This is a genomic window from Micromonospora sp. NPDC049171 (assembly GCF_040648275.1).
Taxonomy (GTDB): domain Bacteria; phylum Actinomycetota; class Actinomycetes; order Mycobacteriales; family Micromonosporaceae; genus Micromonospora.
In genome coordinates this window covers 173,382-194,955 of the sequence record NZ_JBEZDJ010000011.1, presented here as the reverse complement: position 1 = coordinate 194,955, position 21,574 = coordinate 173,382, and the positions used below count along the sequence as shown (strand labels likewise).

Below are 21,574 nucleotides of genomic sequence, written 5' to 3'. Positions count from 1 at the left end.
CGTCGCTCCCGGTTCGGGGGTGGCGCCCGTCGGCATGCCGGGGCGGGCCTGCCCGTCGGCACGCCGCAGTGATCCACTCGGCTTCCTGAAAATCGGGCCATGCGCCGTGTCGGGACACCGCGACTTCAACGAAACCGAGTCGATCATCGCAGGGCTCGGAGCGTGCGGCTCGGAGCTCTAGGGGATCAGGCCCTCGGCACGGGCCCAGCGCAGCAACTCCGCCTCGGCAGCGTCGCGGTCCAGCGGGCCGTGCTCGAGGCGCTGCTCCTTGAGGTGCTTCCAGGCTCGCCCGACCACCGGCCCCGGCGGTACGCCGAGCAACTCCATGATCGCGTTGCCGTCCAGGTCGGGACGAACCCGGGCCAGGTCCTCCTCGGCCGCGATCCGGGCGATCCGGTCCTCCAGCGCGTCGTAGTCCGCCGCGAGCTGGGCGGCCTTGCGCCGGTTACGGGTCGTGCAGTCGGAACGGGTGAGCTTGTGCAGCCGGGGCAGCAGGTCACCCGCATCGGCCACGTAACGACGCACCGCCGAGTCGGTCCACTCGCCCCGCCCGTACCCGTAGAAGCGCAGGTGCAGCGCGACAAGCGCGGTCACCTGCGCGGTGACGTCCTTGGGGTAGCGCATGGCCTTCATCCGGGCCTTGGTCAGCCGAGCGCCGACCACCTCGTGGTGGTGGAAGCTGACCCGACCGTCCGGCCCGACCGCCTTCGTCGCCGGCTTGCCCGCATCGTGCAGGAGGGCGGCCATCCGCAGGACGAAGTCGCAGCCCTCCTCCTCGTAGGAGACCGCGTTCTCGACGACCGTCAGGGTGTGCTCGTAGACGTCCTTGTGCTGTGCGTGCTCGTCGATCTCCAGCTTCAGACCGGTCAGCTCCGGCAGGAACCGGTCGGCCAGGCCGGTGTCGACAAGCAACCGCAGGCCGGTGATCGGGTCCGCGCCGCAGAGCAGCTTGGTGAACTCGTCGCGGATCCGCTCGGCGGTGATCCGGTCCAGGTCGGCGGCCATCTCGCTCATCGCCCGGTGCACGTCCGGGTGGACGGCGAAGCGCAACTGCGCGGCGAACCGGGCGGCCCGCAGCATCCGCAGCGGGTCGTCGCCGAACGACTCACCCGGGGTGCTCGGAGTGCGGATCACCTTGGCGGAGAGGTCGTCCAGCCCGCCGTGCGGGTCGGTGAACCGGTGCTCCGGCAGGCTGACCGCCATCGCGTTGATCGTGAAGTCGCGCCGCTTGAGATCCTCGTCGAGGCTGGTGCCGTACACCACCACCGGGTTGCGGCTGACCTGGTCGTACGACTCGGCGCGGAAGGTGGTGATCTCCAGTCGGAGGCCATCGCGCTGCGCGCCGATGGTGCCGAATTCCCGGCCGGTCTCCCAGATCGACTCGGCCCAGCCCTTGATGATCCGCAGCGTCTCGTCGGGGTGCGCGTCGGTGCAGAAGTCGAGGTCGTCACCGAGCCGGCCGAGCAGCGCGTCCCGTACCGAACCGCCCACCAGGTGCAACTCGTGACCGGCGCGGACGAACCGGCGGCCCAACTCGTCGGCGACCGGGGAGACCCGGAGCAGTTCGGCGACGGCGTTGCGCTGCGCGGCGGTGAGTTCGCGGCGGTCGGCGGCGTGAGGAGCGGAGGCTTCGGACATGGGATCGCCAGCCTATCGGGCCGGGGTGTGATCCGATCCGCCGGGCGTGGGTAACGGGTGGGGGTTGACTATGGTCTGTGGCGTGCGGGTCGGTGTCCGACCCGACGTACCCCTGGGAGGCTGGAGATGAGCGGCGGGCTCTACCGCAGCGCCAACGCCGCGCACGGCGGCGGGCCCGGGGCCGGCGCGCGTCCGGGTGACGGCGCCACCTTCATCTCCGCCGAGCCGCTGAACCAGCCGGCCCTGGAGTCGACCGCGCCGCCGCAGGAGCAGGTGGCCGAGGCGAGCGCGGCGGCCAACAGCGCGGTGATGGCGGTTGGCAGCCTGGTCAGCCGCGGCACCGGCTTCCTCCGCAACCTGGTGATCGGCGCGGCCCTCGGCGGTCTGCTTGTCGGCGACGCGTACACGACCGCCCAGATCCTGCCCGGCATGGTCTACGAGTTCCTGCTCGGTGGCGTCCTCACCAGCGTGCTGATCCCGGTGCTGGTGCGCCGACGCAAGAGCGACCCGGATGGCGGGCAGGCGTACGCCCAGCGGTTGCTCACCCTCGCGGTGTTCGCCCTCGGCGCGGCGGCTCTCCTGGCGGTGGCCCTGGCCGGGCCGTTGACCTGGTTGTACGGCAGCGGTGAGTCGACCGGGGAGTTCTCCGGGCTGGTCCGGCACCTGTCGTACCTGATGTTGCCGATGATCTTCTTCTCCGGCCTCTCCGCGTTGATCAGCGCGGTGCTCAACACCCGGGGTCACTTCGCCGCCCCGATGTGGGCGCCGATCCTCAACAACCTGGTGGTGATCGGCACCGCCGGCCTCTACATCGCCATCTTCGGCGCGAAGATCGTCCAGCCGGAGGACATGACGGCCGGCCGGGTCATCCTGATCGGTGGGGGCACCCTGGTCGGCGTGGCGGTCCAGGCGACCGGCCTGCTGCCGGCGCTGCGCAAGGTCGGCTTCCGCTGGAAGATGCGCTTCGACTTCCGGGCGCTCGGGCTGCGCGAGCTGGGCCGGCTCGGCGCCTGGATGATCTGCTACGTCGCGGTCAGCCAGGTCGGCCTGATCGTGCTGATCAACCTGCTCAACCGGGCCGGTAAGGAGAACGCCGCCGGCCCGCTGATCTACAACAACGTCTTCCTGCTGCTGATGACCGCACACGGCATCATCGCCGTCTCGATCATCACCGCGCTGATGCCCCGGATGAGCGCGGCCGCGGCCGACGGCCGCTACGGCGACCTCGCCGCCGACCTGTCCCGGGGCACCCGCACGGTCACCGCGGTGCTCGCGCCGATCGCGGTCTGCTACGCCGTCCTGTCCACCCCGATCGCGTTCACGCTGTTCCGGGTGGGTGCCTTCACCGAGGACAACGCCACCGCCACCTCCGTCGTGCTGCTCGCGGCGGCGCTCGCGCTGGTCCCGTTCGCGATCAGCCAGCTCTTCACCTTCGCGTTCTACGCGCTGCCGGACACCCGTACCCCGGCGTTGATCAACATCCCGGTGGTGGCGCTCCGGATCGGGGTGCAGATCGTGCTCTTCGTGGCCTTCTCGGCGAGCTTCGCCGGCGCCGGAATGATGATCGGTAACGCGGTGTCCTACCTGGCTGCCGCGATCGGCTCGGCCTGGCTGCTCCGGCCACGCGTCGGTCGGATCGGCCTCGGCGGCATCATGCGCACCGGCGGCCGGGTCGCGATCGCGGCGCTCGGTTCGGCACTTGTCGGCCTGCTGGTGGTGAAGCTGCTACCCGGCGACGACACGCCCAGCCGGCTGGAAGCGGTGGTGCAGCTCGTCATCGGTGGTGCGGTGATCGGCGGGACCTACCTGGGTCTGGCCATGTTGCTGCGGATCAGCGAGATCGCCGAGGTGGTCGGCATGGTCCGCCGCCGCCTCGGTCGCTGACCGCCAGCGGTTGGTCACAAAAAGTCGACACGCACACGGACCGTGACCGCGGATCACCAGGCTGGGGACGCACCTGTGGATAACTCCGCGATTCGCCGGTCAACCACCGCATCAGCCTGTGGATAACCAACCGTAAGGCTGAGGGTGCGGGGCCGATCGGTGGGAACATGCCAGGTGTGGGGAGGGGCCGCGCCAGCCCAGCCCCGGCGTCGGTCACTTGCGGTGAAGCCGTAGATTAGCTAGTACATGTGCCAGCAACGTGGCTGACAACGGTCGTAACCGGACGAGCTCCTCGACTGCCGGCAACCCGCCGGGTACGGCGGGAAGATGACATGTCGAGGAGATGGGCAACCCAGGTAAGGTCGCTCTCGACGGGTACGGCAGGGGCCGACGCGGCGCGTCGACACCGTCGGCCGGTTCCTTCAACGGCAGAGCGGGAAGCCACATGCCCAGCAGTTCGGGTCCATCGATCGACACGATCACCGAGGGAGGACGGGTGACCCAGGTCGGCGAGGGTCAGGAGGCAGACGAGAGCGCTCCTCCGGTTATGACCTTCGGTGCTCCCACGGCCGGTGAAGTCCTCGCCGAGCGTTACGAACTGGTTGAGCACATCAACAACGACAGCGCGGGTCGGCTGGTCTGGCGCGGGGTCGACGTCATCCTGCGCCGTCCCGTCGCAGTCGTGCTGCGCTACCCGGGTGGCGACTCCGCCACCGAGATGCTCCAGGCCGCCGTCGCGGCGAGCCGGGTCATCCACCCCAACCTGGTCGGCGTCTACGACGCGATCGACGAGGCCGAGCGGGCGTACGTGGTGCGCGAGTGGGTCGACGGGCAGTCCCTGCGCGACCTGGCGACCGACGGCCCACTGGATCCGGCCCGCGCCACCGCCATCGGCAACGCCGTCGCGAGCGCGCTCGCCGCGGTGCACGCCACCGGCATGGTGCACGGCAACGTCCACCCCGGCACCGTCATGATCAGCGACGAGGGTCGCGTGGTCCTGGCCGACGCGCGCACCGATGGTGCCGACAGCCAGGAGAACGACATCCGGGCGGTCGGCGGCATCCTCTACTTCGCCCTGACCGGCTCCTGGCCGCACGCCGAAGCACCCCTGCACGGTGCCACCGCCGGTCACGGCCGTGCCGCCATCCCGGACGCCGTTCGGGACGCCGGGGGTGGCATCGCGGCGCCACGTCAGGTCCGGGCGGGCGTGCCCGCCTACCTGGACGACCTGACCATGGATCTGCTCGACGCCGAGATCGCGCCGCCGTCGTCCGATGTGCTCGCCGCCGAGCTGGCCCGACTGGACGTGCCGGCCGAGGAGGAGCACTACCTCGAAAACAGCGGCCCGCTGCGTTTCGCCGCCGAGACCGGTGAAGAGCCGTCGCCACTGGCCGCGGCCGGTGGTCGCAAGGTCGCCGTGGGCATCGCCGGCCTGCTGGCGGTCGCCCTGGTCGGTCTGCTGATCGGGATCAGCACGCTTGGCGACAAGGACCCGCAGGCCAGCCCGAACCCCACTCCGTCGGCGAGCGCCTCGGCCGGCGCTGCCACCCCGGCCGCCGCGGTGGTCCGCAAGCTGCCCGTGAAGGACGTCCGGATCATCGACCCGGACAGCAAGGTGCGCGATGAGCTGGACGGCGCCATCAAGGCGGTCGACGGCGACCCGGACAAGGGCTGGGGCACCGACACGTACACGACCGCCAAGTTCGGCAACACGAAGCAGGGCATGGGGATCTGGCTGGACCTCGGCGCGCCGCACACCGTCAAGTCGGTGCAGGCGGTGCTCTCGGCCCGTGGCGCCTCCGCCCAGCTTCTCACCGGCAGCGTCAACCCGCCGTCGACCTCCAACGGCGACAAGCAGGTGATCGCCAACTACCGGACCGCGAAGAACGCCATCGGGCAGCCATTCGAGGACCACGACGGCACCACGATGGCGTTCGACGGCTTCGACGCCGACCGGAAATACCAGTACCTGCTGTTCTGGGTCACCGAGTTGCCGCCCGCCGAGGGGGGCTTCCAGGTCGACGTCCAGGAGATCACGGTCCAGGGGTCGTGAGCCTGGCACCCCCACCGTGGCGCCGCATTCGCAGGACGTGGTGATGGACGGGCACGCCGCGGCTTCGGATCTGGAGCTGCTGCGTGCCCACGTCGATGGTGACCGGCACGCTTTCGCCGAGCTGTTCCACCGGCACCGCGACCGGCTCTGGGCGGTCGCGGTGCGTACGCTCGGCGACCGTGAAGAGGCCGCCGACGCGCTCCAGGACGCGCTGCTCTCCGCGCACCGGGCAGCCGCCCGGTTCCGTGGTGACTCCGCCGTCACCACGTGGCTGCACCGCATCGTGGTAAATGCCTGCCTGGACCGGATGCGTCGCCGGCAGGCGCACCCGACCGTGCCGCTGCCGGACGGCAACCGCGCGGGGGACGGCTCGGGCATCGGCGGGATCGAACCTGTCGCACCCGCACCGGACCACGACACCGCGCTGGTGGTCCGCGAGGCGCTGGCCGCGCTGCCCGTCGAGCAACGTGCCGCGCTGGTGCTGGTGGACGTCCAGGGCTACCCGGTCGCCGAGGTCGCCCGGATCCTCGGCATCGCCGAGGGGACGGTGAAGAGCCGGTGCGCCCGGGGCCGGGCCCGGCTGGCGGTGCTGCTCGGGCATCTTCGCCCCGCCGTCGCCCCGACGCCGTCGGCCCGCCCGCACGCAAACGGCCCGACCAGGGAGGTGCCGGGCGTCACGCCGGGGAACCCGAGCCCGGCCGAGGGCGTCGGATCGGGGTCGGGGCGGTACCGGCGGGACGCCAACCAGGAGGACACGTGACGACCGAGGGGTTCCGGGAGGTCGACGACGACCTCCTCGCTGACTACCTCGGCGGGGCGTTGGACGGCACCCCGCGGCAGGAGGAGGTCGCCGAGCTGGTGTCCACCGACCCGGCCTGGGCCGAGGCGTACGCGCTGCTGGCTCCCGCGCTCGCGGAGGTCCGTGCCGACCTGGGCCGCTGGGCCGAGCCGTCGCCGCGGATGCCGCAGGCGATCGCCGACCGTCTCGGCGCCGCGCTCGCAGATGCGGGGCCGACACCGGCCGAAACCTCGGCCGACGAGGATGCCTCCGCAACTTTCGAGGTCGACCGACCCGGCGACACCGCGCCACCGCCCATCGTGCCGACGCAGGGCGGTGCCGGCCGTCGGCCAGCCGTCCGCGTACCGGCCGGTGCCGGTCGTCCGGCGGCGCCCACCGGCCCGGGCCGCCGGCGCAGCTGGGTGCGCCGTGGCGCACCGGTGGCCACCGCCGCGATCGCCGTCGTCGCGCTCGCGTTGGGCCTGAACCAGCTGTCGATGGGCGCGAGCGACGACTCCGGCACCACCGCCATGAACGCGCCCGACATCGCCGCGGCGCCCGCACCGGTCCGCACCACCGGGCCGGCACTGCACAGCGGTACGAACTACGCCCCGCAGACCCTCGGCGACCTGCAGACCGCATCGTCTCCCGGTCGGGCGACCAGTAACACGCCCGGCACCCAGCCGGGGGTGGAAGCCGAGGGTGACCGACGTCCGTCGCCCGACGGCTCGGACCAGTTGGCCCGGCTGACCACCGAGGCCGCGCTGACCACCTGCCTGACCAGCGTGGCGGCGGAACACGGATCCGCCCCCCTGGCGGTCGAGTTGATCGACTACGCGCGGTTCCAGGGCGAGCAGACACTTGTCATCCGTTTCACCGACGCGACCGGGGCCCGCTGGGCCTGGGTGAGCGGCCCGGAGTGCGGAGTGCCGGGGTCCGGCTCGGACAGCCGGTATTCGGCGCGGGTAGGGTGAATCCACGGTCGACGGCACGATGACCACCCACGTGACCTGACCCACCAGATGCCGGTTTCGGGAATCCCCGGTTCGTACGATGACGTTCTGGAAGTCAGCTGTCGGCCCCATCCAGGCGTCGGCAACTCGGATCAGCACCGGCGCTCACACCGACGCTGAAACACACACAATCGGGAGACGGCAGTGGACGAGGTCCGCAACCTGATCATCATCGGCTCCGGTCCGGCCGGCTACACGGCGGCGGTCTACGCCGCCCGCGCCAACCTGAAGCCGCTGATCATCGAGGGCGTGCAGTCCGGTGGTGCGCTGATGACCACGACCGAGGTGGAAAACTTCCCCGGCTTCGCCGACGGCATCCTCGGCCCCGAGCTGATGGACAACATGCGCAAGCAGGCCGAGCGGTTCGGTGCGGAGTTTCTCACCGACGACGTGACCCGGGTCGAGCTGGTGGACACCGGCGACGCCGGTTCCGGTGCGGTGAGCACCGTCTGGGTCGGCCAGACCGCCTACCGGGCCCGCTCCATCATCCTCTCCACCGGTTCGGCCTGGCGTCCGCTGGGCGTGCCCGGCGAGCAGGAGTTCCTCGGCCACGGCGTCTCCTCCTGCGCCACCTGCGACGGCTTCTTCTTCCGCAACCAGCACATCGTGGTCGTCGGTGGCGGCGACTCGGCGATGGAGGAGGCCAGCTTCCTCACCCGCTTCGCGGAGTCGGTCACGATCATCCACCGCCGAGACTCGTTCCGGGCCAGCAAGATCATGGCTGAGCGGGCGTTGAGCAACGAGAAGATCAAGGTCGAGTGGAACAGCGCCGTCGAGGAGATCCTGGGCGACGACGGCAAGGTCACCGGCGTACGGGTCCGCAACGTGCACACCGGTGACACCAAGGTGCTGGACGTGACAGGTGTGTTCGTGGCCATCGGTCACGACCCCCGCAGCGAGCTCTTCCGTGGTCAGGTCGAGATGGACGACGAGGGCTACGTGAAGGTCCAGGCCCCCGGCACCCGCACCAACGTGCCAGGTGTCTTCGCCGCCGGTGACCTGGTCGACCACACCTACCGTCAGGCGATCACCGCGGCCGGCACCGGCTGTGCCGCCGCGCTCGACGCCGAGCGGTTCATCGCGACGCTCAGCTGAAACAAGGAACACATCCCGGAGGAGGGGCATAGTGGGAAATACCAAGGCGGTCACCGACAAGAGTTTCGTCGCTGACGTGCTGCAGGCCGACAAGCCGGTTCTGGTGGACTTCTGGGCCGAGTGGTGCGGCCCCTGCCGCAAGGTGTCGCCGCTGCTCGAGGAGATCGCCGGCGAGATGGGCGACCGGGTCAGCATCGTCAAGCTCAACATCGACGAGAACCCGGAGACCGCCCGCGCCTACCGGGTCATGTCGGTGCCGACGCTCACCGTCTTCAAGAACGGCCAGCCGGTGCAGTCGATCGCCGGTGCCAAGCCGAAGGGCGAGCTGGTCCGGCTCATCGAGTCGGCTCTCTGAGCAGCAGAAACATCCACCGAACCCCGTACCCGCTCGTCGGGTGCGGGGTTCGGTGTCCTTCCGGCCGCGGCGTCGACGTTTTTTCCGGCCAGGCCACCTCGCCGCCCCGGAACGCATAGCCTCAACCCTGGGCCGCCCGGCCAGCCAGCGTCGTGCAGAGGGGGTCGTGCCGTGCGTCCGATCCGATCCGGTGACCGGGGACCCGCGGTCACGGAGATCCGCAGCATCCTGACCGGCCTCGACCTACTCACCGTCACCGGGCCGCACGCCGACGAGTTCGACCTCGCCACCGAGCGGGCGGTCCGCGCGTTCCAGCAGTCCCGCGGCCTCAGCGTGGACGGCCGGGTCGGGGCGGAAACCTGGCGCGCCCTGGACGCCGCCCGCTGGCGGCTCGGCGCCCGCACCCTCTACCACGCGGTCCCCGACCCACTCACCGGCGAGGATGTCCGGTCGCTGCAGGAGCGGCTGCTGGAGATGGGGTACGACGTGGGCCGGGCGGACGCCATCTACGGCATCCGGACGTCCCGGGCGGTGGCCCAGTTCCAACGCGAGGTCGGCCTCACCCCCGACGGATCCTGCGGCCCGCACACCATGAACGCGCTGCGCCGGATCGGCCGCAAGGTGGTCGGTGGCCGACCGCAGTGGCTACGCGAGTCCGACGCCATCCGGCAGTCCGGCCCGGCGTTGGTCGGCAAGACGGTGGTCATCGACCCCGGGCACGGCGGCACCGACCCGGGGATGGTGGTGCCCGACGGGTCGCTGCGCTGGACCGAGGCCGACCTGATGCATGACCTGGCCAGCCGGCTGGAGGGGCGACTCGCCGCGACCGGGGTGCGGGTGCAGCTCACCCGTGGCCCGTCGCCCGACAGATGCCTGCCGGACACCGACCGGGCGCTGCTGGCCAACTCGCTGGGCGCTGACGTGTTCATCTCGCTGCACCTGGACGGCCACGCCAACCCGGAGGCGGAGGGCGTCGCCACCTACCACTACGGCACCGACAACGGCGTGACGTCGGCGACCGGTGAACGCCTGGCCGGGCTGGTGCAGCGGGAGATCGTCGCCCGCACGGGGCTGCGCGACTGCCGTACCCACGCCAAGACCTGGGACCTGCTGCGGCTGACGCGGATGCCGGCCGTCCGGGTCGAGGTCGGCTACCTCACCTCGCCGACGGACCGCGCCCAACTGGTCGACCCCCGTTTCCGCGACCGGGTGGTGGAGGCCATCGTGGCCGCGGTACAGCGGATGTACTACCCGATCGAGCGCGACGTTCCGACCGGTTCGCTGGACGTCAGCGAGCTGCGGGCCGTCGTGACCGCCGGCACGGTGGTCGACTGACCCGCCGGGCGGCGATCAGGTGTTGGTGGAGCGGGTCGCCGGGGCGGGACGGACCGGACGAAGCAGGGTCTCCGGGCTCATCGAGCCGAGCAGCTTCTCCAGCGCGTACTCGACGTCGGACTTCCAGCTCAGCGCCGTCCGCAGCTCAAGGCGCAGCCGGGGAAAACGCGGATGCGGACGTACGGTCTTGAACCCCACCGAGAGGAAGAAGTCGACAGGTGCCACGCAGCCGCCCGCGGGGTCGTCCGCGTCGCCGAACTTGGCGTCGCCGAACGCCTCGATGGCCTTGATCCCCCGCTTGGTCAGGTCTCGGGCGACGCCCTGCACCAGCATCCGGCCCAGCCCGCCCCCGGAGAACGCGGCGACCACGTTGGCGGTCATCAGCAGTGCCGCGTCCGCGGAGACCGGTGAGGTCGGGAACGCCATCGAGCGGGGCACGTAGGCGGGCGGCGCGTACGTCACGAAACCCGCCGGCATGCCGTCGACGTACGCGAGCTTGCCGCAGGAACCCCACTCCAGCAGTGTCTGGGAGACCCACGCCTCCTTCTCCAGGCCCGGGTCACCGGCGGCGCAGGCCCGGTCCGCGGAGACCGGATCAAGCTCCCAGTAGACGCACTGCCGGCACGGCCGAGGAAGGTCTTCCAACGTGTCGAGGGTCAGGCTGACCAGACGTCGCGACATACGGCGCATCCCCACAATAGGCTCGGTGGAAGGATCGGCACGAAACGACAGTGCCGCCTTCCTGCCCCCGACGAGCGATCGTACGCCGCCGATCGGCGATACGGGAGGGGACGCGCAGATGCACACCGCACCGGGGGACGTCCCGGACGACGGTCCGCCATGTGGTCGATCCGTCTCGGCAGGCCTGCGACGTGGCCCTGGCGGACTAGGATCGACAATCGGTGTCCCACCGCCATGGTCATCGGTGAATGGGGTACCCGGGACGGGAACCACCCGAGCAGCGATCGAGGTGAGGTCATGACCGGCACGACTCTTGACGACTACACCGACCGGTACGCCCGGCGGGTACGCGGGATGACCGCCTCGGAGATCCGAGCACTGTTCGCGGTCGCCAGTCGTCCAGAGGTCGTCTCGCTCGCAGGTGGCGCACCGTACATTGCCGCCCTTCCGCTGGACGCGGTCGGTGAGATGCTCGGCCGGCTCGGCTCGGAGCACGGCGTGACCACCCTCCAGTACGGCATCGGTCAGGGCACCCTCGAGCTGCGCGAGCGCATCTGCGAGGTGATGGCGCTCTCCGGCATCGACGCCGCGTGCGGCGCCTCCCCGGAGGACGTCGTGGTCACCGTGGGCGGGCAGCAGGCCCTGGACCTGGTCGCCCGGCTCTTCCTCGACCCCGGTGACGTGGTGTTGGCCGAGGGTCCGACCTACGTGGGCGCGCTCGGCGTGTTCCAGGCCGCCCAGGCGCAGGTCGTGCACGTGCCGATGGACGCGGACGGGCTGATCCCGGAGGCACTGGAAACCGCCATCGCCGACCTGGCCCGCGCGGGCCGGCGGGTCAAGTTCCTCTACACGATCCCCACCTACCAGAACCCGGCCGGTGTGACGCTCAGCGAGGAGCGCCGGGAACGGGTGCTCGACATCTGCGAGCGCGCCGGTCTGCTCGTCGTCGAGGACGACCCGTACGGTCAGCTGGGTTTCGAGGGTGACGCACCGGCGCCTTTGCGGGCCCGTCGCCGCGACGGGGTCTTCTACCTCAGCACGTTCTCCAAGACCTTCGCGCCGGGGCTGCGCGTCGGCTGGATCCTGGCCCCGCACGCGGTCCGCGACAAGCTGGTCATCGCCAGCGAGGCCCAGATCCTCTGCCCCAGCGTCTACGCCCAGACCGCGGTGGCCACCTACCTCGGCACCATGCCGTGGCGGCAGCAGCTCAAGGTCTATCGCGAGGTCTACCGGGAGCGCCGGGACGCCCTGCTCGACGCGATGGCCGACCTGATGCCGGAGGGCACCAACTGGACCACGCCGGCCGGCGGTCTCTTCGTGTGGGCCACCCTGCCCGAGGGCCTCGACTCGAAGGCGATGATGCCCCGCGCGGTCGCCGCTCGGGTCGCCTACGTGCCCGGCACCGGCTTCTACGCCGACGGCACCGGCACCGGCGCGATGCGGCTGAATTTCAGCTTCCCGCCGCCGGAGCGGATCCGCGAGGGCGTCCGCCGGCTGGCCGGTGTGATGGAGCAGGAGATCGCGATGCGCCGGGTCTTCGGCGCCGTGGGCGGCACCGCCGGCCGACGCGGCCAGGCCGGCTCCGACGTGCCAGGGCCCGACTTGGCATGATGCCGGCATGGGTACGACCGCCACTGAGCGCCTCCTCGTGACCGATTCCGCCACCTCCACCGACCTGCGTGTCGTGGTGCTCGCGGGTGGGCTCTCCTACGAACGGGACGTGTCACTGCGCTCCGGTCGACGGGTGCTCGACGCGCTGCGCGCTGTCGGGGTGGAAGCCGAGTTGCGCGACGCCGACGCGGCGTTGCTCCCCGCGCTGGCCGCCGACCCGCCGGACGCCGTCGTCATCGCACTGCACGGGGCCACCGGCGAGGACGGCTCGCTGCGCGGCGTGCTGGACCTGTGTGACATCCCGTACGTCGGCTGCGACGCCCGCGCCTCCCGGGTCGCCTGGGACAAACCCTCGGCCAAGGCGGTGCTCCGCGAGGCCGGCATTCCCACACCGGACTGGGTGGCCCTGCCGCACGACCGCTTCTCCGAGCTGGGCGCGGTCGCCGTACTGGACCGGATCGTCGACCGACTCGGCCTGCCCCTGATGGTCAAGCCCGCCCAGGGCGGGTCGGGGCTGGGTGGCGCGGTGGTGCGGGACGCCACGGCGCTGCCCGCCGCGATGGTCGGGTGCTTCGCGTACGACTCCACGGCGCTCGTCGAGCGGTACGTGCCCGGCATGGACGTGGCGGTCTCCGTGGTCGACCTCGGCGACGGACCGCAGGCGCTGCCGCCCGTGGAGATCGTGCCGCGCAACGGCGTGTACGACTACGCCGCCCGCTACACGGCCGGACGGACCACCTGGCACGCCCCGGCCCGGTTGGACCCGGAGGTGTCCGCCACGGTCGCCGACGTGGCCCTCGCCGCGCACACCGCGCTCGGTCTACGGGACCTCTCGCGGGTCGACGTGATCGTGGACGCTGCCGGCCAACCACACGTGTTGGAGGTCAACGTCTCGCCGGGCATGACGGAGACGTCGCTCCTGCCACTTGCCGTGCAGGCGGCAGGGCTGGACTTCGGCCGGCTCCTCGGCACCCTGGTCGCCCGAGCGGCAGCCCGCCTCACCACTCCCTGACCTACTCGCCGCCGCCTCGGTGCGCCGCCGCCCCTGAGCCGACCATGAGGTTGGCGTGGCTGCCACACGCCTGGATCACCGCACCACCCTCATGGTCGATCCACCATCAACGAACCGTCCGTGCGTCCGGCCCGTCGGTGCGCGGCGGTGCGGCGGGTACGGGACCGGCGGTGCTGCTGTCCGGGCTGCTGTTGTCCGCAGTGCCGTTGTCCGGGCTGCTGTTGTCCGCGGTGCCGTTGTCCGCGGTGCCGTTGTCCGGGGTGCCGTCGTCCGAGGTGCCGTCGTCCGGGGTGCCGTTGTCCGGGGCCACCTGCTTGACGGTCTGCCCGGCCGTGCCGGGGACGGCCTCGTCATCGGTGTCCCCCGCCGAGCCAGAGAGGCCTGCGGCACCGCCGAGAACCTCGGGTCCGCCGGGAAGCGGCTCCGCCGTGCCAGCGGCGGCGGTTGCTGGGACGACGGCGGTTGTCGGCGTACCGGACGTCGAAGCGATGGATGGTGAGGCGGTGGACGCGCCGGTTGCCTCGTGGGTGGCGGATGCCGATCGGGCGGCTCCGCTGGTCGGCTCGGCGACGTCGGCCGGAGAGCCGGCCTCCACGACGAGGGAATCCGCTGCGGGTGCTGCGGCCTCGTCGGTCTGACCGGTGGCGACGATAGGCTCGGGCGCTGGTTCCAAAGTCTCCTCTGCGGCCTCGATGACCGAGGCCGCCGCTGCCGAGGCTGCCTCCGCAGCGGCGGCGGCAGCGGCATCCGCGGCGGCCGACTGGGCCAGCAGGCTGGACGGTGCCTGCCACTGGATCCGGGGTGGCTCAGCGAGCGGACGACCACCGAACTCGGCAAGCCAGGCGGCAACGAGCGCCAGATTCTCCCGCCACTGCGCCTCGGAGATCGGCGGCAGAATCGAATCCCACAGCGACAGGAAGGTGCCCCGCAACTGGAGGCGGCCGTACGGCCGGGCGAGGAACCACATGTGCAGGTGAGCCGAGCCGTCTCCCCACCGGTTGACGTGCACCCGCGCCACGCCGTCGAGTGACCGGATGGCCCGTTCCAGCCGTACGGTCATCACGCCCAACTCGGCGGCAAGCAGGTTCGGCAGGTCACCGAGGTCGAGGTGGGTCCGCGATTCCAGGATGAGCACCATGGGCAGCCCGGTGGGCCGATCCATGGCACGGACTCGCCACCGTTCGCCCACCCAGATGTAGGCCTCGTCGGGCGCGTTGCAGGCGGTGCATTCCCGGAGGCCCTCGCCCTTCCGGGGCGGTTCGACCGGGACCGGATCATCGAGTTGCTTCACGTGGAGGTCCCCCTCGAAGGGGAACGACGGCCACTGCGTGAAGTCCGGGACTGAGGGAGGGGTGTCGTGCACGACGCTGACCCTAACCGAGTCTGGCACCGCTGTCCCTACCCGTTTGACCCCTCCCGATCGACCAGATCAGTGCTCTTCGTCGATCAGGTGTGCCACGTCACCACCGCGCGGCGAAGCGATATCCACAGGCTGCCGAGATCGCCAATACGGGCCGTCATCCACAGGCTCGCACCCGCTCTCACGCGCTGTTTCACGTGAAACAGGGGGTGCCTGTGGACAACGGGTGTGGATAACTTTTCCACCGGTCGGTCGTTGTCCGAAGATCGCCGAACCGCGTGGCAATGACGGCTCGACTCCGCCAGCCGAGCGGGGACGGACCTGTCCCGCCCGGTCGCGCGGGGGCGCTACCCGGGAGGGACAGCCGCGCCGACCGACGGGCGGACAACGGCGATCGAAACGCCCTTCCGGACTACCTGACCGAGCCGCCGCCATGGAGGTGTGGTTACCCGCCCGCGTAACCGCTGAGACTGGCGGTACGAGGCGCGGACGCCTCCGTGCCCCGAGGGGCGCCGGGGTTGCCGACGGGCGCGAGGGCTCACTGGGCTCGCGGGATGTGGGGCAGCATCGATCGCTGGTCGACGGTCCCACGTCGGGGCCCACCCGGACAGTGCGTGGCGATGACGAGAAGTGGCTGTCGAGCGTCAGGCAGCGACGGCGACAGCGACGAGGATTCAGGGCCGTACACGCGTCGAGAAGGTCGTAAGAAGTTCCGGAGCGACTGGAGGGTACCCCTGCGGCCCACGAAGCGGCAGCGGGCCACTCAACGGCCGCACGGGTGCCTCATGGTCATCCCACGGGGAATCGGAAGGTCCACACGACAGCGGATCTCCGTTTCACGTGAAACGGAGCCCGCGCACGCCCCGTGCCCGCAATGATCGACTCGGTTTTCATGAAGTCGCGGTGTCCGGCCCAGCGTGATGCACCGACTTTCAGAAAGCCGAGTCGATCATTGCGGGCACACCGTCGTGATCGACCGCAGCCCGCCGTTGCGGGCACGCGTCGGGATCGGCGCGGACCGCCGCCGCAGACCGACGCCGCGAGCCGACGCCGCGGGCCGCCGTCGCGGGCCGCCGTCGCGAGCCGCCGTCGCGAGCCGCCGTCGCGGAGGACCGCCATCGCGGAGGACCGCCATCGCGGAGGACCGCCATCGCGGAGGACCGCCATCGCGGAGGACCGCCGTCGCGAGCCACCGTCGCGGACCGACGCCGCGAGCCACCGTCGCGGACCGACCCGCGGACCGACGCCGCGAGCCACCGTCGCGATCACTGCGGACCGGCGAATCGATCAGCGCGAGATGCGGCGTCGCGACGCGGCGCGGCGTCGGGCCGCCGGCTGACCCCCGCTGCGGCTCGCGAGTGCGACAGGCCCCGCCCCAGGATCGGCAATCGACAGCTGTTTCACGTGAAACGCGGAGCCGGAAGCAGAACGGCCGCGCTACCCGGAGGGGTGCGCGGCCGTAGGCGGAGAGGGCGGGTTCAGTCCCCGCTCTCCTCCTGCTGCACTCCGATGATCCCGACGATCCGCTCAAGGTCGTCCACGGTGGCGAACTCGATGGTGATCTTCCCCTTGCTCCGGCCGATGTCGACCTTCACCCGAGTGTCGAACCGGTCGGACAGGCGGTCGGCGAGATCGGTCAGGGCTGGCGCGTGGGCCTTCGGCCGCCGCTTCGCGGCCTGCCCCTTTGCCGGCCCATCGTTGAGCGTCAGCGCGACGATTTCCTCAGTCGCCCGAACCGAGAGGCCCTCGGCCACGATCCGCAACGCCAGCTGCTCCTGCGCCTCGGTCTCGTCGAGGCTCAGCAGAGCGCGGGCGTGGCCTGCGGACAGGATCCCCGCGGCAACCCGGCGCTGCACCTGGGCCGGCAGGTTCAGCAGCCGGATGGTGTTGGAGATCTGCGGGCGACTCCGGCCGATCCTGCGGGCCAACTCCTCGTGGGTGGCCCCAAACTCCTCCAGCAGTTGCTGGTAGGCGGCGGCCTCTTCGAGAGGGTTCAGATTGGCTCGGTGGATGTTCTCCAGGAGGGCGTCGCGGAGCATGGCGTCGTCCCGGGTGTCCCGGATGATGGCGGGAATGCTGTCCCGCCCCACCGCCTGGGCGGCCCGCCAACGCCGCTCGCCCATCACCAGCTCGTACTTCTCGTCGTCGAGCTGCCGGACGACGATGGGCTGAAGGAAGCCGACCTCCTGGATCGAGGTCTTGAGCTCTTCCAGTGCCTCCTCGTCGAAGACCTGGCGGGGCTGCTTCGGGTTGGGCAGGATCGCGTCGACCGGAATCTCGGCGAATCGTGCTCCGGGTACGGGGCTGAGCGTGGGCTCCGGCTCGTGAACCTGCGTCGCGGCGGTGACCGCCGGAACGGCTGCGGCGTCGGCCTCGACCGGGTGCTCGTTCTCCGGCTCCACCGTTGCGGTGCCGGCGGCACCCGGCACCGGCCCGGTCGGGATCAGCGCCCCCAGGCCCCTACCCAGACCGCCCCGAGGACGGTTCTTCATGCCTCGCCTCCCAGCGACTCGTCCGCACTACGCATTCCGACCCACCGGCTCCTTGACGCCTCGCTCGGCGATCTCCTGGGCGGCCTCGAAGTAACTCGTGGCTCCCCGCGATCCGGGATCGTAGGTCATCACCGACTGGCCGTAGCTGGGTGCCTCGGAGACCCGGACGTTGCGGGGGATGACCGCCTGGAGGACCTTGTCGCCGAAGTGGTTCCGGACGTCCTGCTCGACGGCGTCGGCCAACCGGGTACGCCTGTCGTACATCGTCAGGAGGATGGTGGAGACATCGAGCTTCGGGTTGAGGTGTTGGCGTACCAGGTTGATGTTGTTGATCAGCTGGTTGAGCCCTTCCAGGGCGTAGTACTCGCACTGGATCGGGATCAGCACCTCCTGCGCGGCAACGAGGGCGTTGACCGTGAGCAGACCGAGCGACGGCGGGCAGTCGATGAAGACGTAGTCGAACTCGCCCGGGTAGGCGGCGATCGCCCGGTCCAGGCGTGACTCCCGCGCCACGACCGACACGAGCTCGATCTCGGCGCCGGCCAGGTCGATGGTCGCGGGTACGCACCAGAGGTTGGGGATGCCCTCGACCGCCTGCGCCACCTCGGCCAGGGGCACGCTGTTGATCAGACAGTCGTAGACGTCCGGGATGCCGGTGTGGTGCGGGACGTTGAGCCCGGTCGAGGCGTTGCCCTGCGGATCGAGGTCCACCACGAGCACCCGGTTGCCGTGCAGGGCGAGGGCCACTGCAAGGTTGACGGTGGTCGTGGTCTTACCCACGCCGCCCTTCTGGTTGGCGACGCACATGACCCGGGTCCGGTCCGGCCGAGGCATGGTCACCTCGCCACTGGGATTCAGGATCTGCACGGCGCGCATCGCCTCCATAGCCAAGGGTGGGTCATCCTCTTCGCGCGTCGGGGTTTCACGTGAAACGTACGTGGGGTCGGTTGCCACGGCAGCCAACGAGTCGGTCGAAGTGACCGGCGCGTCGGCGATCACCGGCACGGCATCTCGTACCGCCGCGGCGCCGGGTTGGTGCGGGACCGCAGGCTCGAAGCGAACCGCTCGGGCGGTGTTGCGCCGGCCTGACGTCTGCCGCACCTCGACGACGTTGGCCGGTCGGGTCAGCCCTTCGGATGTCCGGCGAACACTCGCCGGGTCCACCACTTCGGCCCCGGTCGGTGGATCCGCTGGATCTCCGCCGAACAACGACGGATCGCCGTCCGCAGGCCCGGTCGTTCCGGGAGGCCAGCTCGGGTAGTCGGTTTCACGTGAAACGGGATCGCCTGTCGACCCGGTCACGCGTGGATCGTCGTACCTGCCGTCGTCATGCACCTGTCATCCCTGCCCGCTTCGGATGGTCGGTCCGCGCCCCGGTCAACTTGGCCACACCCACGCTCGCAACCCGGAGCGTACGGCCCTCGGGAGCGGTCGGAGACCCCGCGACGTCCGTCGCCCGCTTCACACTATCGACGCGCGGTCAGCCTACGGCGGACGGGCGCGGCCGGTCCACGTCGGGTTCTCATCCCCTCGTCCATCCGTACCGGTACAACGAGGCAACCCACCGACCGGAAGCCCGATGACACGAAGTGTCAGCGTCGGCGGGTCCGGCCGTTTCGGGAGCGCTTGTTGGTCGCCGCGCGTGCCGGGCCGACCATCCGCTCGCGCACGATCTCCACGACGGTGGTGGGCGGGTCGATCACTCCGGTCCCACAGAGGTGCAGGGTGGGCTCCCCGCCACCGAGTCGCGCCACCACCTCGGCGTGCTCCTCGATCTCGACGGCCGCGGACGAACCCTTCAGCGCCAGCAGGCGGCCGCCACGCACCGCCAGCGGGAGACTCCAGCCGGCGAGGCGATCCAGTGGCGCGACCGCGCGGGCAGTGACCACGTCTCCGCTGATCGGGTCCCGACCGCTCGAACCGGTAGCCGCCTCGTCGGCCCGGCCGCGGAACACCCGTACCGACTTGGCCAGGCAGAGTCGCTCGACGACCTCGATCAGGAACGACGTGCGCCGTGCCAGCGGCTCGATCAGGGTGACGGTGAGATCGGGGCGCGCGATGGCCAGGACAAGACCCGGCAGACCGGCTCCGGAGCCGACGTCCAGGACTGTCGCGCCGGACGGGATCCGCTCGGCGACCACCGCGCAGTTGAGGAGGTGCCGATCCCAGATGCGAGGTGCTTCGCGGGGGCCGATCAGGCCGCGGACCACCCCGTCGGTGACCAACAACTCGGCGTACGCGGCGGCCAGGTCGAGACGATCGCCGAAGAGGGTAAGCGCGGCCGGAGCCAGCTCTGGCGGCAGCGCCGCGTCCTCTGCTGACGGGGCGGTGCCGAGGTCGGCCGATTCGACGCCAGCCCCAGCGGGCTGGACAGCGGACGGCCCGAGCGGTGTGCCGCCCGGGCCGGTCACGGCGTCGGCCGTGCTGTCGTGGTGGGTCACCCGGTCAGTCCGCCGGCCGTACGACGATGCGCCGGGCCGGCTCCACGCCCTCGGACTCGCTCGCCACACCGGACATGGCGTTGACCACGTCGTGCACACACTTGCGCTCGAACGCGGACATCGCCTCCAGGCGGACCGGCTCGCCGTACTCCTTGACCTTCTCGACGGCGTTCTTGGCGACGGCGGCGAGTTCCTTGCGGCGGTTCGCCCGGTAGCCGCCGACGTCGAGCAGCAGACGGCTCGGCGTGCCGGTCTGCCGGAAAACGGCGAGGCGGGTCAGCTCCTGGAGCGCCTCCAGGGTGGCTCCGCGCTGACCGACCAGGTTCTGCAGGCGATCGCCGACCACCTCGACCATGGGGCGTCCGGCGGCGACCAACTCCTCGATGTCGCCGTCGTAGTCGAGGATGTCGAGCAGCCCTTCGACGTAGTCGGCCGCGATCTCGCTCTGCTGGAACAGGTCGCCCTCGCTCACCGCCTTCTTCACTCTGCCGCCAGCGGCGGTATCGGTGCCCTCGTCGGCCGCGCTGTCCTCGTCGGTCTCGGCGTCGTCGCCGTCCACCGCGAGCGTCGCGGTCTCCTCCTCGTCCAGGGACTGCTCGGTGCGGGGGATGCTGGTCTCGGTCACGGTCTCATCTCCGTACTCGCTCGGCCGGACCGTCGGGTCCGACTGGTTTCCCGGGGCCGGCGGGAGGTCGCCGGTGCCCGCGGGCACGTCTGTACGGGCAGTGTCGCCCGTGGCCGCACGGTGCGCGGTCGGTTCCGCTCGGCGCCACCGGACGGCGGCTGCGCGGCGCGGGACGGGCCGCCACCGGTCACCCGGCGACGGCCCGTGCGGGTCAGCCCTGCCGCTTGGCGGGACGGCTCTTCTTCGGGTTGTTCGCCGGCTTGGCACCCGGCTTCGGCCCGGCCACCTTGGGCGCGGTCGCCTTGACCGGCGCCGGCGGGGCCGCCTTGCCGCGACCGAACAGGCCACCGGACTTGGCGGGCTGCACCGGGCTGCGGTTGGCGGCGGGAGCGACGGCCTTCTTGGCGGTCACCGGCGGCGGGAACTTCCGCAGCACCCACTGCTGCTGGCCGAGGGTGAAGAGGTTGTTGGTGACCCAGTAGATGATGACGCCGATCGGGAAGATCGCGCCGGAGATCAGCAGCGACGCCGGGATGCCGTAGAGCATCAGTCGCTGGATCATCCGCTGCTGCGGGTCTTCCGCCCAGCCGGTCTTGAGGATCATCTGACGGCTGGTCAGGTAGGTGGTCGCGATCATCACCAGGACCAGGACGCCAGCAATGATCTTGACGGTGCTGCCGGTGGCGCCGAGGCGGGACAGTTCGTCGGCCGTGGAGCCGAACTTGCCGGCGATCGGGGCGGTGAAGAGCTTCGCCTGCGAGGCGCTGGTGAACTGGTCGACGCTCCACCCGTACAGGGTCTTGCCCTGGTTCGCCGGGTCCAGTCGCTTCAGGGTGTGGAAGAGACCCAGGAAGACCGGGATCTGAAGGAACATCGGAAGGCAACCCATCAGCGGGTTGGCCTTCTCCTTCTTGTAGAGCTCCATCATTTCTTTCTGGAGCGTCTCCCGGTCACCCTTGTGCTTCTCCTGAAGCTCCTTGACCTTGGGCTGGAGCGCCTGCATCGCCCGCTGGGACTTGATCTGCTTGACGAAGACCGGGAACAGGATCACCCGGACGGTGACCACCAGGAAGATGATGGACAAGATCCAGGCGAAGTTGGTGCCGATCACCGAGCCGACCGGTACCCCGATGGCGTCCCAGGCAGAGTGCCAGGTCAGCAGGATCCACGAAATCGCGTAGTAGATCCAGTCGAGACTCAG

Annotated in this window: 17 protein-coding genes; 9 read left to right on the top strand and 8 right to left on the bottom strand. The window is 70.8% G+C overall.

Going from position 1 to position 21,574, the window contains the following annotated elements; genetic code table 11:
• Window positions 1-177 precede the first annotated feature (177 nt).
• Entirely contained in the window at window positions 178-1,638 is a 1,461-nt protein-coding gene (locus AB0B14_RS16390; RefSeq protein WP_357066094.1) for a CCA tRNA nucleotidyltransferase, read from the bottom strand.
• Window positions 1,639-1,764: 126 nt separating this feature from the next.
• Here AB0B14_RS16390 and murJ point away from each other — a divergent pair, with 126 nt between their 5' ends.
• The 7 genes from murJ to AB0B14_RS16355 all read left to right on the top strand — a co-directional run bounded on the left by murJ (window position 1,765) and on the right by AB0B14_RS16355 (window position 10,151).
• Window positions 1,765-3,522 carry a murein biosynthesis integral membrane protein MurJ gene (gene murJ / locus AB0B14_RS16385; RefSeq protein WP_357522881.1) on the top strand — a complete coding sequence of 586 codons (1,758 nt, stop codon included), beginning with the start codon at window positions 1,765-1,767 and terminating at the stop codon, window positions 3,520-3,522.
• 445 nt (window positions 3,523-3,967) lie between these two features.
• Window positions 3,968-5,575, top strand: a complete 1,608-nt coding sequence (locus AB0B14_RS16380) for a protein kinase family protein (RefSeq protein ID WP_357522880.1) — start codon at window positions 3,968-3,970, stop codon at window positions 5,573-5,575.
• A gap of 43 nt (window positions 5,576-5,618) precedes the next feature.
• Window positions 5,619-6,335, top strand: coding sequence for an RNA polymerase sigma factor SigM (sigM, locus tag AB0B14_RS16375; RefSeq protein ID WP_357522879.1), 717 nt, complete (start codon window positions 5,619-5,621; stop codon window positions 6,333-6,335).
• Window positions 6,332-7,327 (top strand): hypothetical protein, encoded by a 996-nt coding sequence (locus AB0B14_RS16370; RefSeq protein WP_357522878.1) that lies wholly within the window; start codon window positions 6,332-6,334, stop codon window positions 7,325-7,327. The genes sigM and AB0B14_RS16370 overlap by 4 nt, the downstream gene beginning before the upstream one ends.
• 183 nt (window positions 7,328-7,510) lie before the next feature.
• Window positions 7,511-8,461, top strand: coding sequence for a thioredoxin-disulfide reductase (gene trxB / locus AB0B14_RS16365; protein ID WP_357066108.1), 951 nt, complete (start codon window positions 7,511-7,513; stop codon window positions 8,459-8,461).
• Window positions 8,462-8,492: 31 nt separating this feature from the next.
• Complete coding sequence (trxA, locus tag AB0B14_RS16360; protein WP_053651673.1) at window positions 8,493-8,816, top strand: thioredoxin; 324 nt, start codon at window positions 8,493-8,495, stop codon at window positions 8,814-8,816.
• 171 nt (window positions 8,817-8,987) lie between these two features.
• Window positions 8,988-10,151, top strand: a complete 1,164-nt coding sequence (locus tag AB0B14_RS16355; protein ID WP_357522877.1) for an N-acetylmuramoyl-L-alanine amidase — start codon at window positions 8,988-8,990, stop codon at window positions 10,149-10,151.
• Window positions 10,152-10,166: 15 nt separating this feature from the next.
• Here the strand turns inward: AB0B14_RS16355 and AB0B14_RS16350 are convergent, their stop codons facing one another.
• Window positions 10,167-10,832 carry a GNAT family N-acetyltransferase gene (locus AB0B14_RS16350; RefSeq protein WP_357066114.1) on the bottom strand — a complete coding sequence of 222 codons (666 nt, stop codon included), beginning with the start codon at window positions 10,830-10,832 and terminating at the stop codon, window positions 10,167-10,169.
• A 297-nt stretch (window positions 10,833-11,129) separates the two neighbouring features.
• Between AB0B14_RS16350 and AB0B14_RS16345 the strand changes: the two genes are divergently transcribed.
• Both AB0B14_RS16345 and AB0B14_RS16340 read left to right on the top strand, forming a co-directional pair.
• Window positions 11,130-12,443, top strand: coding sequence for a PLP-dependent aminotransferase family protein (locus AB0B14_RS16345; RefSeq protein ID WP_357066117.1), 1,314 nt, complete (start codon window positions 11,130-11,132; stop codon window positions 12,441-12,443).
• A 7-nt stretch (window positions 12,444-12,450) separates the two neighbouring features.
• Window positions 12,451-13,455, top strand: coding sequence for a D-alanine--D-alanine ligase (locus AB0B14_RS16340; protein WP_357066120.1), 1,005 nt, complete (start codon window positions 12,451-12,453; stop codon window positions 13,453-13,455).
• A 106-nt stretch (window positions 13,456-13,561) separates the two neighbouring features.
• On the opposite strand, the gene AB0B14_RS16335 is transcribed toward AB0B14_RS16340, so the two are convergent.
• From AB0B14_RS16335 to yidC, 6 genes are all read right to left on the bottom strand, one after another.
• The gene (locus tag AB0B14_RS16335; RefSeq protein WP_357522904.1) at window positions 13,562-14,593 is read right to left on the bottom strand and encodes a hypothetical protein; all 1,032 of its coding nucleotides are present in this window, start codon (window positions 14,591-14,593) and stop codon (window positions 13,562-13,564) included.
• 1,700 nt (window positions 14,594-16,293) lie between these two features.
• Window positions 16,294-17,307: a ParB/RepB/Spo0J family partition protein gene (locus tag AB0B14_RS16330; RefSeq protein ID WP_357066125.1), complete on the bottom strand. Its 1,014-nt coding sequence runs from the start codon at window positions 17,305-17,307 to the stop codon at window positions 16,294-16,296.
• A gap of 27 nt (window positions 17,308-17,334) precedes the next feature.
• Window positions 17,335-18,642 carry a ParA family protein gene (locus AB0B14_RS16325; RefSeq protein ID WP_357066128.1) on the bottom strand — a complete coding sequence of 436 codons (1,308 nt, stop codon included), beginning with the start codon at window positions 18,640-18,642 and terminating at the stop codon, window positions 17,335-17,337.
• A 257-nt stretch (window positions 18,643-18,899) separates the two neighbouring features.
• Window positions 18,900-19,748 (bottom strand): 16S rRNA (guanine(527)-N(7))-methyltransferase RsmG, encoded by an 849-nt coding sequence (gene rsmG / locus AB0B14_RS16320; protein ID WP_357522876.1) that lies wholly within the window; start codon window positions 19,746-19,748, stop codon window positions 18,900-18,902.
• A 4-nt stretch (window positions 19,749-19,752) separates the two neighbouring features.
• On the bottom strand, window positions 19,753-20,373 hold the full coding sequence (locus AB0B14_RS16315; RefSeq protein WP_357066132.1) for a R3H domain-containing nucleic acid-binding protein: 621 nt from the start codon (window positions 20,371-20,373) through the stop codon (window positions 19,753-19,755).
• Between the two features lie 211 nt (window positions 20,374-20,584).
• Complete coding sequence (yidC, locus tag AB0B14_RS16310; protein WP_357066543.1) at window positions 20,585-21,574, bottom strand: membrane protein insertase YidC; 990 nt, start codon at window positions 21,572-21,574, stop codon at window positions 20,585-20,587.